General features: G+C 72.1%; 11 protein-coding genes and 1 tRNA gene. 4 read left to right on the forward strand and 8 right to left on the reverse strand.

Annotated elements, in window-relative coordinates:
* Positions 1-84: 84 nt before the first annotated feature.
* Both ACZ3IJ_RS09335 and ACZ3IJ_RS09340 read right to left on the reverse strand, forming a co-directional pair.
* Entirely contained in the window at positions 85-1,614 is a 1,530-nt protein-coding gene (locus tag ACZ3IJ_RS09335) for a hypothetical protein (RefSeq protein WP_467467073.1), read from the reverse strand.
* The gene (locus ACZ3IJ_RS09340; protein ID WP_467467074.1) at positions 1,614-2,801 is read right to left on the reverse strand and encodes an FAD-dependent monooxygenase; all 1,188 of its coding nucleotides are present in this window, start codon (positions 2,799-2,801) and stop codon (positions 1,614-1,616) included. Before ACZ3IJ_RS09340 ends, ACZ3IJ_RS09335 begins: the two co-directional genes overlap by 1 nt.
* A gap of 468 nt (positions 2,802-3,269) precedes the next feature.
* Between ACZ3IJ_RS09340 and ACZ3IJ_RS09345 the strand changes: the two genes are divergently transcribed.
* Positions 3,270-4,298, forward strand: coding sequence for a hypothetical protein (locus ACZ3IJ_RS09345; RefSeq protein ID WP_467467075.1), 1,029 nt, complete (start codon positions 3,270-3,272; stop codon positions 4,296-4,298).
* 135 nt (positions 4,299-4,433) lie between these two features.
* Here ACZ3IJ_RS09345 and ACZ3IJ_RS09350 read toward each other — a convergent pair whose 3' ends face one another.
* The 3 genes from ACZ3IJ_RS09350 to ACZ3IJ_RS09360 form a co-directional block, all read right to left on the reverse strand.
* Positions 4,434-5,000: a restriction endonuclease gene (locus tag ACZ3IJ_RS09350; protein WP_467467076.1), complete on the reverse strand. Its 567-nt coding sequence runs from the start codon at positions 4,998-5,000 to the stop codon at positions 4,434-4,436.
* 207 nt (positions 5,001-5,207) lie between these two features.
* A complete protein-coding gene (locus ACZ3IJ_RS09355) occupies positions 5,208-6,032 on the reverse strand; it encodes a class I SAM-dependent methyltransferase (protein WP_467467077.1) in 825 nt (274 codons plus the stop codon).
* A 180-nt stretch (positions 6,033-6,212) separates the two neighbouring features.
* Entirely contained in the window at positions 6,213-7,403 is a 1,191-nt protein-coding gene (locus ACZ3IJ_RS09360) for a serine hydrolase domain-containing protein (RefSeq protein ID WP_467467078.1), read from the reverse strand.
* A 560-nt stretch (positions 7,404-7,963) separates the two neighbouring features.
* Between ACZ3IJ_RS09360 and ACZ3IJ_RS09365 the strand changes: the two genes are divergently transcribed.
* Positions 7,964-8,041 (forward strand) — tRNA-Trp (locus tag ACZ3IJ_RS09365).
* Between the two features lie 54 nt (positions 8,042-8,095).
* On the opposite strand, the gene ACZ3IJ_RS09370 is transcribed toward ACZ3IJ_RS09365, so the two are convergent.
* Positions 8,096-9,424: an MFS transporter gene (locus ACZ3IJ_RS09370; RefSeq protein WP_467467079.1), complete on the reverse strand. Its 1,329-nt coding sequence runs from the start codon at positions 9,422-9,424 to the stop codon at positions 8,096-8,098.
* 133 nt (positions 9,425-9,557) lie between these two features.
* Between ACZ3IJ_RS09370 and ACZ3IJ_RS09375 the strand changes: the two genes are divergently transcribed.
* Together ACZ3IJ_RS09375 and ACZ3IJ_RS09380 are read left to right on the forward strand one after the other, a co-directional pair.
* Entirely contained in the window at positions 9,558-10,160 is a 603-nt protein-coding gene (locus tag ACZ3IJ_RS09375; RefSeq protein ID WP_467467080.1) for a hypothetical protein, read from the forward strand.
* 625 nt (positions 10,161-10,785) lie between these two features.
* The gene (locus tag ACZ3IJ_RS09380) at positions 10,786-11,283 is read left to right on the forward strand and encodes a hypothetical protein (protein WP_467467081.1); all 498 of its coding nucleotides are present in this window, start codon (positions 10,786-10,788) and stop codon (positions 11,281-11,283) included.
* A gap of 18 nt (positions 11,284-11,301) precedes the next feature.
* Here the strand turns inward: ACZ3IJ_RS09380 and tpg are convergent, their stop codons facing one another.
* Together tpg and tap are read right to left on the reverse strand one after the other, a co-directional pair.
* Positions 11,302-11,862: a telomere-protecting terminal protein Tpg gene (gene tpg / locus ACZ3IJ_RS09385; protein ID WP_467467082.1), complete on the reverse strand. Its 561-nt coding sequence runs from the start codon at positions 11,860-11,862 to the stop codon at positions 11,302-11,304.
* Positions 11,863-11,871: 9 nt separating this feature from the next.
* The gene (gene tap, locus ACZ3IJ_RS09390; protein WP_467467083.1) at positions 11,872-14,151 is read right to left on the reverse strand and encodes a telomere-associated protein Tap; all 2,280 of its coding nucleotides are present in this window, start codon (positions 14,149-14,151) and stop codon (positions 11,872-11,874) included.
* Positions 14,152-14,178 lie beyond the last annotated feature (27 nt).

The raw sequence follows: 14,178 nt of genomic DNA on the forward strand, positions 1-14,178 counted from the left end.
GGCACGAGCAGGGATCGAGAGCGGCCCCCTACGGGGGGAGGGACAGTCATCGGGCGCCCCGCACACTGGGATTCCGGACACGACCTAGGGGGTCGGCGACTTCGCGCACAGGTGCGGGCGGGCCAGGAGCAGGCCCGTGGCGGTCAGGACGATGCCGATGTACACCGGCGCGAGGTGGAGGAAGTCCGTGTAGTGGATCGCGCCGTGGACGAGGACGGCGGGCAGGAAGCCGAAGGCCGCCGCCGTGGCCAGGGACCAGAACACCCATGCCTCGCCCCGCCCCCAGCCCCATGCGCTGAGCAGCGTGATGGCCGCGGCCGCGGCCATCAGCGCGCCGCCGAAGCCCGCCCGGTCGTGGGCGACGAACGGGACGAGCCGGGGGTTCACTGCTTCCAGCGCCTGCGTGTCGGTGCCCAGGAAGACCAGGTCGCTCGGCACGAACACGCCGGTCAGGCCGACCAGCGAGATGACCGCGCCGCCGACGAACAGGCCCGCCCCCGTGACGATGAGCAGGAGTTGACCCACCAGGGCCCGCCGCCGCTCTCGCTCCGGGCCTTCGGGCATCCGGTGCCAGCGCGGGGTGCGCGGCGCCCGGCGGACCGCGGCCACGAACATCGGGAAGAGCACGAGCGTGGTGGCCGTGTGGAGCGGTTCCACGAAGCCGGTCGCGAGGAAGTAGAAGAGAGTGGGGAAGCCGATGGCTCCGGAGAGCAGGTACGCCTCACGGGCCCATGCCCTGCCGCGTCTGATCCCGCCCACGGCGAGGCCGGTGTAGAGGGCGCCGATCGACACCATCGTGCCGGCCATGGTGATCCGGTCGTGCTGGAGGAAGTGCACAAGGTGGTGGTTGGCGGCGTGCAGCTCGTCCAGGGTCATGCCGAGGTAGTCGCGGTCGTACCAGAGCAGTACGGGCCCGAGCGTGATCGCCGCCGCGCCGAGTCCGGCGCCCGTCATGCCGAGCCCGACGAGCAGGCCCCACACCCAGGCGGGCCACCGGCGGGGGTCGAGGCCGACGTCCCGTAGCCCGGCGGCGGGCGCGGTGGGGGTGGCGGCCTCGGTGACCCGGGCGAACCAGCCGGGTCCGGCCTCGACGAGCACACCCGGCCGGGCGAGAACGACCGCGTCCTGGTCGTCGAGCGCGGCGGCCGCGGCGCCGACCGACGGGTCCGACACCCGCACGGTCCGGGGCTCGTCGTCGCGCGTGAAGCCGTCGACGTGGGCGGCGAGGGCGGCTTCGGTCTCCGGGTCCGCGGTTCGGACGACCACCGGTATCGAGCGGCCGGCGGCGGCAGCGCGAACGGTCTCGACGTCCTCTGCCGCGACCGGCGCCACCTCGACGACACCGGCCCCGAGCGGGGCCATGGCCCGGACGGTCTCGTGGGCGAGCGCGGGCGGGACGGATATGCCCAGGCGCACGGCCACGGGAACGCCGGCCAGCTCACCGGCGAGCCGCTCCGGGGGGTGCCGGTGTCCGAAGCCTCGGGCGATCAGCCGCGCGCCGGCGGGGCGGGAGCCGATCGCGGCGAGCAGCCTCAGCGCGGTGCGCTGCGAACGGCGCGTGCCGACGACACGGGCGGCGGCGCCGCGCAGGGGGTGATAGGTCCAGTCCGGCATCAGGGGGTCTCGTCATCCGTCGCGGTCGGGGTCGCGGGGGCTCCGGGCGGGGTCCAGCCCAGCACCGGTGTCATGGAACGCAGAGTCGCCCGCTCCGGCGTGAGCCGGGCGGCGACGTCGCGCAGGAACGCGGCCGGCGGCCACGCCAGCTGCCCGATCGCGCCGAGCCGTGCGGAGCGGCGCGCGACCGCCTGGGTACGGGGGCGGCGCAGCCGGTCGTACGAGCGGAGTGCGGCGGTCACGTCCGCGGTGGTGTCGAGGCAGGCGGCGAGCGTGACCGCGTCCTCCAGGGCCTGGCAGGCGCCTTGGCCGAGGTTGGGGGTCATGGCGTGGGCGGCGTCGCCGAGGAGCGCGACCGGGCCGCGTACGAAGGTCGGCATCGGCGGGAGTTCGTACAGGTCGTGTCGGAGCACGGCGTCGGCGGGGACGGCGGACAGGAGGGCGGGGATCGGTTCCGGCCAGGATCCGAACCGGCGCAGCAGCTCGGCGTGCTCGGTGGTGGCGAAGGTGGTTCCGGGCGGGAGGGACGCGGTCGCGAAGCAGTACATCCGGCCGCCGGGCAGGGAGGTGTAGCCGAACCGTTCGCCGCGTCCCCAGGTCGCGGCTCCCTCGGCGGGTGGCTGGGCGAGAGGCTCGGTGACCATGCGCCAGGCGGTGTAGCCGACGTACCGGGGGTCGGGCGCGTCGGGCCACAGGGCCCGGCGGACCGCGCTGCGCAGCCCGTCGGCGCCGACGACGAGGTCGGCCCGACAGGCTCCCCCGCTGTGCTCGACGACGAGGCCGTGGCCGTCGTCGCGGACGCCGGTCACGTCGGTGCCGGGCCGCAGGCACTCCGGCGGCAGGGCCTCGGTGAGCGCCCGCAGCAGCTCAGCGCGGTGCAGGACCACGAGGGGATGCCCGAAGCGGCGCACGAGTTCGGCGGTCTCGGTTCGCGAGAGCGGCCGTCCCCTGCGGTCGCGGACGCCGCCCGCGGTCTCGACCGCGCCGAGAGAGCGCACGGTGCCGGCCAGGCCGAGCGTGTCGAGCGCGCGCAGCGCGTTGGGCCACAGGGAGATCCCGGCGCCGATCTCCGTGAACCGAGGAGCGCGTTCGAGGACTTGGACGCGCCACCCGCGCCGGTGCAGGGCGATCGCGGCCGTGAGGCCCCCGATCCCGCCGCCGACGACGGTCGCGGCGCGCTGCGGCATGGTTCCTCGCTCAGGTTCTGGGCTCCGCCGCGAGGGCGCGTGCGGTGGGTGGGGACGGGACGCGGCGCAGGTGGGAGGGCTGAGCGGCGACCCATAGCAACATGTCACCCCACCCCTGTCAACGTCAGGAAGCTCGCGGGTCGAGGCCTTCGCCCGGGACGCGGCGGGGGCGGTTGATCGGCACTGACCTTTGTCGCAAGCGGATCGCGAGGGGGGCGGCTCCCTGTGAGGCATCGCCCCCTGGCACCGCGCTCCGCCTGAGCAGCGCGGGCTGGTGGACTTCGCTGCTCGGGCCGCGGACCATACTGGTCGTCGAGCCCCGATCACCCACTGGACGGTTCCATGGCCAAGAGCACCTCCTCATCGACCACTGCCCCCGAAACCGTATGGCTCGGGCGGGGGCGTCACGTCGGGCCCGAAGCCGAGCGTGACGTCCGACGCAACCTGCTCGCTCTCAAGGCGGCCAGAGTGATCGACGACTTCGTCGACCTCGACCCCGTCGAGGCCGCCCGCTCGACCGACCTGTTCCCCCGGGACGAGTCCGCCGACCCCGGCCCCTCGGCCCGCCGCGTGTTCGAAGCACGTTGGCGCGTGGCAGGTGGCGTCACGGTGCGCGCCCAAATGACCACCTACGAGCCGGAGTCCCGCCGTCCCGGCAACGAGAGCGAGGTCGCCTGGGTGCTGGCCGCCGAGGCGGAGACGGCGTGGCAGGCGAGCTGGCCCTCACCCGCCACCGTGTTCTGGCCCGACAGCGACCAGGTCGCCTGGGATCACGACCGAGTGCCGGGCGGGCGTCTGCGGACGGTCAACCACCTTCCCAAGGACGACGGCGAGCTGCGGCGGCTGCTGCGGGACTGCAGCCGGCAGAGCTGGTTCATCCATGTCGTGGTGCACGAGGCGATGACGCCGGACGCGCTGGGTCGGCGGCCGGTCACGACGTTCCTGCCGCCGAGCATCAAGCACCGGGTGATCGAGCACCGGGCCACGCCGGAGCAGGCACTGATCGCCGACTTCGCGATGAAGCGCGAGCTGGGTGTGGGGCTTCCGCGCGGAGGGGCTGTCGTCCTGCCCTCCACACCGCAGACCCCGGGCTACGACGCCGAACGCTTCACCGTGGGCGACGTCTTCCTCGACGGCACCGAACCGACCGAACTCCTCCGAAAGATCACGGAGTTCGCCGCACTGCCACGGCCGCTTCCGGACGGCGCCGAGCAGGCCCTCACGCGACTGCGCCAAGGCTGGCACCTGCTCACTCCTGACGAGGAACTCGTCCACGCACGGGCCATGGTCACGCGGTACGCCGAGGCGCTCAAGGCCATGACGGCGTCCTGCGACCTGTACCGCGAGGCTGCCGAGTCGGCCCACGCCGCGCTCGCCGAAGCCACCAGCGGCAGCAACGCACTCAGGACACTCGCACCGCCTGCCGCCGAGCAGGACACCTCACCGCTGAAATCCCTCACCAAGAGCCTCGGCATCTTCCGCAGAACCGACCGCTGACAGCCCCAGGTGGAGATCCAGCGTGGTGTTACGGCTGGAGCATGGTCCGCGGTACGCAGCCCACTGCCGGCGGCGTACCGGGGACCACGACAACCCCGCCCGCCCCTCCTCGGCCGAGTCCGGCCGTCGAGCGGCTCAGTTGTCCGGGGTCAGCTTCCGATTGGTTCCTGATCGGCTGATGTCCAGGTCGAGGAGCGCGGTCAGAGCCGTGCCGCTGTTCCAGAAGCCGAGAAGGTCGACGTCGACGAGTACCAGGTCATGGCGGGCGGCGAAGGACCTGGCCTGCTTGGTGAACTTGCACGAGGCGACGAAGAGCGGGATGTCCGCCTGGTGTTCGCTGCGCGCGGTTCCGTTGAACCTCTGGAGGTCCGGGCTGCCGACGGTGCGGTGTTTCGCGTAGCGTTTGCACTGCACCACGATCTTCCGGCCGTCCGGCAGCCGGCCCATCACGTCAGCCCCCAGATCGTTCGCGCCGCCTACCCGGCGGACCTCGGTGCAGCCGTCCCGGCGGCACAGGTCCGCCACGTACTGCTCGAACGCGCGGTCATCCATGCCCCAGACCGATTCCATCGACCGAACGGCCTGCACCCGCGCCTGCTCGGCCAGCCGGACCTTTTCGGCCGCGGCCTCACGCCTCCCGGCACGCACCAGAACCGCGACCAGGCATCCCGCCCCCAGGACGGCTGACGCCACCAGCACCATCGTGCCCGTACCCATGCTCTGCCCCTCCCCGGCGTCACTGTCACGCAGCTAGCTCCCCACCCGGGCCGCGCTCTATCCCGACGAGGAGGAATCTGGCGCGGACGCGCAGAGGGGGCGCCTTCTCAGTCCGGGCAGAAGGTGGTGAACAAGTGCCTCAGGAGGGCGCGGGTCCGGGTTCCGGCTGCGGCCCGGCAGGTCGACGGACTCCTACGCGTCCGCCCGCCGGGCTGTGACCAGCAGGTACTCCCAGTCCATGGCGCCGTCGACGAAGTGCTGCGAGGCCAGTTCGACGAGGGCGTCGTCGAGAGCGGCCACCCGCTCGGGGTCATCGGAGATGAAGCGGTACGTGGCGATGGTCGGTCCGTAGCAGGCCTTGAAGAAGTCCCGGAACTCCTCCGGTCGCGCGAACCGGTCGACTCGCAGTGCCTGCCGGCGAGCCTCCACGTCCGTCACGCGATCCCCGAGCAGGGAGCTCACGTGGTCCGGGTTGCCCCAGAGCGGCGGCGGCTGGGCTCCGGGCGGGGGTGGCGGCGCGTACGGGCGCATCGTGGCGAACATCTGCCCGATGAACCCCTCCGGGGTCCAGTTGATCAGGCCGATGGTGCCGCCCGGGCGGCAGACCCGGACCAGTTCGTCTGCCGCCTCCTGGTGGTGCGGGGCGAACATCACGCCGACGCAGGACATGACCGTGCCGAACTCGCCGTCCGCGAACGGCAGAGCCTCGGCGTCGGCCTCGCGCCACTCCAGCCGCGCATCGCGCTCCGCTGCGAGATCGCGCCCGATGTCCAGGAGCTCCGGGGTGAGGTCCGAGGCGATGACATCGGCGCCGAGAAGGGCGGCGGGGATGGCCGCGTTCCCGGAGCCCGCCGCGACATCGAGGACACGGTCGCCCTGCCGGATGCCGCACTCCCGTACCAGCACGTCCCCGAGCTCGGAGATGACCTGCGTCGCCACGGCGGGATAGTCGCCCAGGGCCCACATCGCCCGGTGCTTCGCCTTCAGGGACTGGGGGGCGGCATGCTCGTTGCTCATGTCCGTCATCCCTACCCTGCCGCGGCCCGAGGGGACGGGGCCAATCGGGTGACGCGCAGAGGCGTTCACTGCCGTACGGGCGCTGTGGCGGCCGTCGGAGTACGTGCTCCGACGGCGTCGTCCCAGCTGACCTTCAGGACCGTCGGGCCGCGGTGAGGGTCTCTCCGTACGAGCGTGGCGTCAGTGCCGCAGCAGGGCGCAGACGAAGTCCTCCTGGACGGCGCGGACCTTGGCCAGCAGTTCCGGCTTCATGCTCTTGCTGGTCTGCGTGTTGATCGAGAACGTGAGGGAGCGTCGGCCGTCCGCGGTGGCGGCCGCGAACTGGGTGTAGCCGGGGAAGTTGCCGGTGTGGCCGTACACCGTGCCGCAGCGCGTCGTATAGCGGAAGATGGCCAGTCCGCCGGCGTTGACGCCGGGACCGGCGGGCTCCGAGGCCGCACCCGGGATGAAGGTCCGCTGCTCGTCCCTGGTCTCCTTCGAAAGGAAACCGTGTCCGCCGGCCCAGGCACGGATGAAGGTGTTCAGGTCCTTCGGCGTCGAGACGATCCCGCCGGACGCCCAGACACCCGACGCGCTGAGGAACTCGCTGATGTCCTCCGGCGGGGCGGGCGGCGTCACGTCGTACCCGTGCAGGTACGGCTCGGGCAGCCGGTAGCCCTGGGGCAGGCTGGTCTGCCACAGGCCGAGGGGCCGGTACACGAGCCGTTCGAGCAGCCGCTCGTACCGCTGCCCCGTCACCGCCTCGGCCATCAACGCCACGGCGATGTTGTCGGAGTTCGAGTACTCGTACCGCGATCCCGGCTCGAACCGCAGGCCCTCGCCGGCGACGAATTCGAGCAGGCGACGGGAGTCGAAGTGGTGCCGGGGGTCTTCCTGCAGGATCTCGAGGAACGCCGGCGCCGTCGTGTAGTCGGGCAGCCCACTGGTGTGGTTGAGCAGCTGGCGGAGCGTCACCTGATGCCAAGCGGTGGGCAGCGACGGCAGGCGCCGGCCGATCGTGTCGTCGAGGCTCAGCCTGTCCCTGTCCACCAGGCGCAGGGCGACCGCTCCGCTGAAGGCCTTGGCCACGCTCGCGATCCGCATGTGGTCGGTGATACGGGGCGGGCGGCCCGTCGTCGTGTCGGCGACGCCCGCACGGTAGACCGCCGTCCGGTCGCCCTGCCGCATCAGCGCGATCGCTCCGGGCGGCCCTCCGGCCGTACGGACGAGATCGTTCAGCTGCTGCTGCAGCGCCCTGTCCGGGGACGGCGGCGTGGCCGTGGCCTGTGCGGGCTGGACCAGGGCGGCGAGCACCGCGGACGCGGCCAGGCCGGCGGCGGACAGACGCAGGGATGCGCGCGAACGGGAACGGACTGCAGAGCGTGCCGACACGAGGGCTCCTTCGCGGGGACACCGGGCGGGGTCCACCCGGTTCAGAGGGTCCGCCCCAGCATCGGACGCGCGGTCGGTATGTGCCTGCCCCGTGCTCCATGCGGCCTAGCCTCCGGTCAGCGGGGGCCCTTCGAGGGCCCCCGCCGCGGCGACCTCGTCGAGCGCGCTCGCGCACCGTACGCGGGAACGGGGGCAGCCGACGCCGCCCCGTTCGGCTGGGTGCGAGCGCCGGTCGAAGTACGTCGGTACTGCGCGTCCGGCCGTCGGCATCGCATCCGCACCCCATCGCGGTGAGCGCACCGATTCGCACACCGAGCCTGACCCGCCCCGCCCGTCGCATGCCGGGCAGTGCGACGGAGCCCTGGCCCGATGGATCGCCTCCCAGCCACTCCACAGCCGGTCGGGCTGGGTGGTGTCCAGTCGGCCGTGCTGGCCGTGCTCGGCGTGCTGGGCGGTGAACGTGCCGGAGCCGCCCTGCTCAGACGATTCCACACGCCGTCCGGCGGCACCGAAATCGGGTGGCGTGCGACAGGGCCGCGATGCCAAGCTCTCCTCAACGAAGGGGCGTAGCTCAGCCAGGCCAGAGCAGCGGACTCCAAACCCGCGCGCCGCAGGTTCAAATCCTGTCGCCCCTGCCACTGCACGTCGGCCCAGGCGATCCCCCGTCGGCTCGTGGGTGCGCGGCGGACTGATCACGCTTGGGCGGGCGTTGTTCGCGTGGTCAGCGCTGCGGCGAGGAGAGGGAGTCCGCAGGCGGCCACGAGCAGCCATCCGGTGCGGGAGGCTTCGGCCAGTACCGTCGGGGCGACCCCCGCGACCAGGCCACCTGCGAGCGCGATGCCGACCGCCGAGCCGACCTGGCGCGCGGTGGACGTGATCGCCCCGGCCAGCCCGGCCTGGGAGCGCGGTAGGCCGCTCACGGCGGTGTTGGTCAGGGGAGCGTTGGCGAAGCCGAAACCTGCGCCGATGAGGAGATAGGCCGTCAGGAGAAGCCACAGGTCCGTCTCCTGGTCCAGGTTCACCAGGCAGAGACCGCCGGCCACGGTGAAGCCGCCTGCGAGGAGCAGCGGGATCCGGGGCCCATGGCGCGCCACCAGAACGCCGGACCAGGGAGCGCACAGAGTCGCGCCGAGGGTCATGGGCAGGGTCGCGAGGCCCGACGCGAGCGGCGTCCAGCCTCGGGCCTGCTGGAGGTAGAGCGTCGTGAGGAGGAGGCTGATGCTCAGCGCGACGAACACGGACACGGCGCCCAGGACGGCGGCTGTGAAGGCCGGCCGTCGGAAGAGCCCGAGATCCATCAGCGGTTCGGGCATGCGGTTCTCGACCCTGACGAAGGCCGCTACGGCGAGCACGATCAGGACGTAACACGTCAGGGCGGCGGGCGAGGCCCAGCCGATGCGTGGGCCTTCGATGAGCAGGCCGACGCCGAGGAACAGCGCGGCGGTCAGCAGGAGCTGGCCGGGCAGGTCGAACCGCCTGGAACGCTCGCCGCGGGACTCCGGCACGAAAACCGCGACGAGGACGAGGGCTGCGACGACCACCGGGACGTTGATCCAGAACACCGACCGCCAGCCGAACGACACGATGAGCGCCCCGCCGGTGACGGGACCCGCCGCCATGCTGAGCCCGAAGACCGCTGCCCATACCCCGATCGCCCGCGCGCGCTCGCGGGCGTCCGGCATCGCGTTCACGACGATCGCCAGCGCCACGGGGCTCAGCATCGAGGCGCCGATTCCCTGGACGGCACGGGCTGCGACGAGCACCCCGAGCGACGGTGCGAAGGCACACGCGAGAGAGGCCAGGCCGAAGACGACCAGGCCGAAGCGGAAGACCCTGCGTCGGCCGAAGCGGTCGGCCAGTGCACCGGACACCATGAGGAGGCTGGCGAGGACGAGCGTGTAGGCGTCCACAATCCACTGCAGACCATGGGTCCCGACGCCCAGGCCGCGTCCGATGTCCGGCAGCCCGACATTGACGATCGTCGTGTCGACCCCGACGAGAAACATGCTCAGCGCGCACACGGCGAGCACGGTCCAACGTCTCCGCGCGCTCAGTGCGTGTCGTGCGTGTGGTGCGGAAGCCAGGGATGTCGTCGCGCTCATGGGTACCCCCTCCTGCTCCGGGCCGCCTGCCGGCCGAAGTCGTCTGCCGCCCATGCTCGGCTCGATGGGCGCCAATCGGCGAAATGGTTTGCGGATATCGCAAACTCGGGATCGACTGGGGCGTACACGCTCTGGCCTGTCACTGGCCTGGCTGACCGCGCCGGTCTGGCCGGGCCGACCGACCACGTTCGAGTGGTCCGTCGCCTACTGCTTCCTCTGGGCGCCGACCGGCGAGCTGATGGAAGGCGACACGATCACGGCGTGGGAGAAGGTGGGCGCCGACCCGGGCAGCCGCGACGACAACCAGGTCACGTTCACGTTCGACAACCGGAACTACGAGTTCGCCGGCGCTTCCTCCGGTGACACTCCCCTGGGCTCCCTCGGCATCGACGTCCTGCCCACCGTGCCGGAGAACACCGCCTCGGTCGGTATCGGCATGAACGGCTCCGCCGTCTGTGCCGTGCAGGCGGATTCCACCGCGGGCACTCTGCTGTTCACACCAGACCTCCAGTACTGGATCACTGCCGGCACGTTCCACACCGGCCAGGTCCTCGACGTCGAAGAGATCACCGAAGACGCCGAGCTGGCCTTCGCCGATACGCACTCGCTGACGGCCACACTCGACGCCGCCGACGGGTGGACCGTACCGGCCTGAGCCGACGGCGACCGTCAGATCCGGAGCAGTGAGCGGCGTAGGAGCAGCGGCACGGTTTGCCCTTGAGTGGCCGTGCGGCCCACGTCCGTTCGTGACAGGGCGGCCAAGGCAGGCTGCCCGGCTGAAGAAAATCCGCTACTGCTCCGGCACCCGCAGACCTAGCCTCGCGGTGTGCTCCAATTCGCCCTGGCAGTATCCGTGTTCACCGTCGCCACCGCCGCGTACGGGGCCATCGGGCTGCGGTGGCGGCGTCGGTCCCGGATCCGGCGCGAGATCCTCTCGACGGTCGCCGCCCTGGAGCTCGAGCCGTACCACGCCGCTGCGATGGTGTCCCGGGCAACCGAGGCGGCGGCAGCCGAGCTGCTGCTCGGCGGGTATGTCGACATCGACGGAGAAGGCGCGGCTCTCCTGACCGAGGCGGGGCGCGACCCCGGCCGGGCACCCGCCCACCGGCTGCCCGCCGCCCTGCTGGAGGCAGTACGCCGGCACGATCCCGAGCCGGTGTCCTTCGGATGGATCGACTGGTGCGACGAGGAGTACCCGTCCCTGCGCATCGCGTACCGGGACGAGCATGACGCCCTGCTGCCCCGCATCCCCCGTATGCCGGACGGCGAGGGGCGGGCCGGTGCCGGCCTGTTGCGCCTGCGCGGGTGTGGTCGCGCTGGTCAGCTTCTGGTGCCTGGCGGGCGTGTTGCTGGTGACGGAACTCCCGCACGGAGTCCTGGAATGGGCCGCCGCGGCGGTCGCCGCCGCGGGCCTCGCGGCGCTCTGGTTCGCCGACGATGCCCACAAGGCCGCCCGGGCCCGCACGGCGTTGCACGACCCTCTGGGCGACCGGGCCCGTGCCGCGTCGCATCCGGCCCTCGCGGCGCTGGACGAGCAGCAGCGGTCGCACGTTCTGCGGAGCATCGGCGACCACAGCAGGTGGCGGGGCGCCGACCGAGAGCTCCAGGAGAGCGGTGAAGACGACGCCGGCTGGACGGACGACGACTGGTGGATGGACGCGTACCACTACCGGGCTTGCGACGACGAGGACGATGGCGATGGCGATGACGCGACAGCCAGGCCCGAAGGCGAAGTCGACGACGAGACTCGTTCACGAGGGAAGCCGTGGATCCTCTGAGAACGCGGCTCGTCCCCTCTACAGCTCGAATTCGAGGTGCTGGACGTCGAGCATGCGGACCTCTTCCAGGGATCCGGCCCGGCGGCCGCCGTCCTGGAAGTAGACCTCCTTGAGGGCTTCCGCCGCGATCTCCCGGAGCTGGTCCTCGGTGGCGCCCTGCTCCTGGGCGTCGAAGAGGCGAGCGGCGTGGTGGGGCGGGAGAGCGACGGTCAGGTGGCGGATCCGGTCCTGGTCCGTGGAGCCGATCGGCGCGGTGTAGCCGAGGCGGGCGCGCGTGTCGATGACGATGCCGTCGGTCGTCGCCGCCCTCTTCCGCGCCTTGGCGCGGATCTGCGGCTGCCACCGCTTCTGCACCTCGCTGTCCATCGCGGCGGCGAGATGCGGGCGAGGTCTCCTGATCTGGTCCTTCACGTATCGCTCGACCGTGCGCTGAGTGATTCCGAGCAGCTCGGAGACGGCTTTCGTGCTGCCTTTGTGCTGCCTCACCAAGTACCGCATCTGCGCGCCGGCGCTCTTGGGCGCCGGGCGGGTGAACGTCTTCCGCACCGCGGCGTCCAGGCCGTCCCCGAACAGGCTCATCGCCCTCTCCTACTCTCCGCTGTCGACGTCGGTGACGGAGCCGTCCTTGATGTAGCGGGCGAGGTTGAGTTCCGGGGCGTCGAACCGCTCGCGGACCTCCTCACCCCACAGGACGTCCTGGGTTCCCTCGTGCTTGACCAGACCGGGGTTGATGCCGAGCTTGAAGCCGCCCGGCAGCGCCTTGCCCTCCCGGTACGGAAGGAAGTCCAGCGGCGAGGGCCCGTCGGCCGCGTAGACGACGCAGTCGGAGAGAACCGCGACCGGGTACTGCCCCGTGTACGACGCGTGCTTGACGATCTTCCGGTGCAGGTTGATCCGGGTGCGGGAGATGACCGCCGCGCGGATGTCCGGCCGCCAGGTGGGGCGGGAGAGGGCGCGCCACGGCTCGCCCGGCCGCCAGCCCTCCCCGCGCGGGCGTTCCCGCAGCTTCCCCAGGCCGCCCTTCACCGTGGCCTTGATCGCCGATACGACGACGGCCAGCTCGGGGTCGCGGCGCCTGTACTCCTCCATCGCCGTGAGGAAGTCCTGCGGCGACAGATCGGCGTCGACGCCGAGGTCGGCCATCGTGGCGAGGTAGGCGTCGCGCAGGCGGTTGTACCAGCGGTCCAGATAGCGGCCGTTGTCATACCGGACCCAGGCTTCCAGTGGACGCGCCTCGTAGCCGAGTTCGACCGCGTACGCGACGGTCGGCGTGGCGTACCAGGCCGGGCCCTCGGGGCGCTCGCCCTTCGGTGTGAAGGGACTGGGCAGCAGGCTGCCGTCCAGGTCGGCCCAGTCCTTGCCCACCTTCACCCGGGACAGGTCGACGTGCGACAGGTCCACGAGCCAGCTCCCGGGGAGCTTCGGGTCGAACTGCGGGGCCTTGACGTGCGTCGGCGCTCCGAGGCCGACGTTCAGTCCGTTGGCGCCCGCGGCGAAGGCCATGTTCACGTCGATGCCGACCAGGTGGCGGCGCAGGCATTCGGCGTCGGTGAGAGGGCGGGCCCAGTCGTACGCCTCCTCGAACAGCTTCTCCGCCGGGCCGCGGACGTGGAATCGCGGCAGGTCCTTGAGCAGCGGGTGGCCGTCCGGGGCCTCGCACGGCGCGCAGTCCACCGGGTCCTTCCCCAGCGATCCGGGGTTGTGCTCGGAGTGCCGCTTGCCGTCGGCGTCCTGTTCGGAGGCGCGGGTCGGCGGGTGCAGTGCGGTCATCAGCTCCAGGCCGGTCACGGCGGTGGAACCGCGGGGCGTCATCACCCTGGCCGCGTACACGCCCAGGAGCCGGGCGAGTTCCGCGGGGGGCAGCTGCCCGGCCTCGCCCCAGTGCCGGGCGTCCAGCGCGTTCCACGACGGGATGCACAACTGGACGCAGGCCCGCTCCGAGCCGACGGCCGGGCGGTAGATCCGCGCCCACGGCCCGAACCCACGCTTGGTCAGCTTCCACTCCGCACGGACCAGCTGCTTGATGACCTTGTGGTCTTCCGGCAGCCGTCCGGCATGCCGCTCCTCGTCGGTGAGGGCGGCCGGCAGACCGTAGCGCTCGAGCGCGGCCTCGGTGAGCACGAGCAGCGGATCGGCCGGCTTGCCAGGGCCTGAGAGCTTCGGCTGCCCGAGCCTCGCCTCGGCGAGGGTCCAGTCCAGCAGAGAGGAGAGACTCTTCGCGGGCACGTCCAGTACCAGGCCGCCGGGGCAGTACGCCAGCACCTGCCCGGACTCGTCGGTGTCGACCACCGCGAGCGGACCGTTGGCGAACCGCGGGTCGGCGCCCGGCTCCGGGGTGGCCGCCTGGGCCGCCTTGTGACCGCCGGGACGGCGGGCGGCCGACGTGCTCCTGGCGGTCCGTGCCGGACGCGGCACGGTCTGCTCGGCCACGGCGGCCGGAGCGGACGGGGCGACCGGAGTTGTCGGAGCGGTCGGGGCGGCCGGAGTCCGGCCTGCGGACTCGGTCGCTCGCTGCGCCGAGCTCGCCGGGCCGGTGAAGGCCACTACCGACTCCGCGCCTCCTTGCTCCGCACCTTCCGGCTCCGCCGCGTCGGCCTCGGGCGGCATGAGGTGGGAGTCGAGCGGAAACTGGGCTGACCAGCCGTCAAGGAGTCGTTGATAGGCCTGGCGGCGAGGGGGGCGTGGTTCGGCGCGGCCGGCCTCCCAGTTCTTCACCGTCTGCGCCGTGGTCTGCAGCACCTGCGCGAGCCGGGCCTGGGTGATCCCGGCGGCTTCGCGCAGGCGAGCGCGCTCGGCGGGCCCGGGCAGCTCGGGCTCTCCGGCGAGCAGCGCGTCCACCGCTGCGAACAGCTCATCCTCTGTCGGCATCCTTCACCTCCAGGACGAACGTTAGCG

The sequence above is a fragment of the Streptomyces sp. NPDC013317 genome (assembly GCF_055563155.1).

What these genes read in the sequence shown, in the direction of transcription:
- ACZ3IJ_RS09340 (WP_467467074.1), bottom strand. Translation starts at nt 2,801, where the DNA reads ATGCCGCAGCGCGCCGCGACCGTCGTCGGCGGCGGGATCGGGGGCCTC.
- ACZ3IJ_RS09355 (WP_467467077.1), bottom strand. Translation starts at nt 6,032, where the DNA reads ATGAGCAACGAGCATGCCGCCCCCCAGTCCCTGAAGGCGAAGCACCGG.
- tap (WP_467467083.1), bottom strand. Translation starts at nt 14,151, where the DNA reads ATGCCGACAGAGGATGAGCTGTTCGCAGCGGTGGACGCGCTGCTCGCC.
- ACZ3IJ_RS09350 (WP_467467076.1), bottom strand. Translation starts at nt 5,000, where the DNA reads ATGGTGCTGGTGGCGTCAGCCGTCCTGGGGGCGGGATGCCTGGTCGCG.
- tpg (WP_467467082.1), bottom strand. Translation starts at nt 11,862, where the DNA reads ATGAGCCTGTTCGGGGACGGCCTGGACGCCGCGGTGCGGAAGACGTTC.
- ACZ3IJ_RS09335 (WP_467467073.1), bottom strand. Translation starts at nt 1,614, where the DNA reads ATGCCGGACTGGACCTATCACCCCCTGCGCGGCGCCGCCGCCCGTGTC.
- ACZ3IJ_RS09375 (WP_467467080.1), top strand. Translation starts at nt 9,558, where the DNA reads ATGCTCGGCTCGATGGGCGCCAATCGGCGAAATGGTTTGCGGATATCG.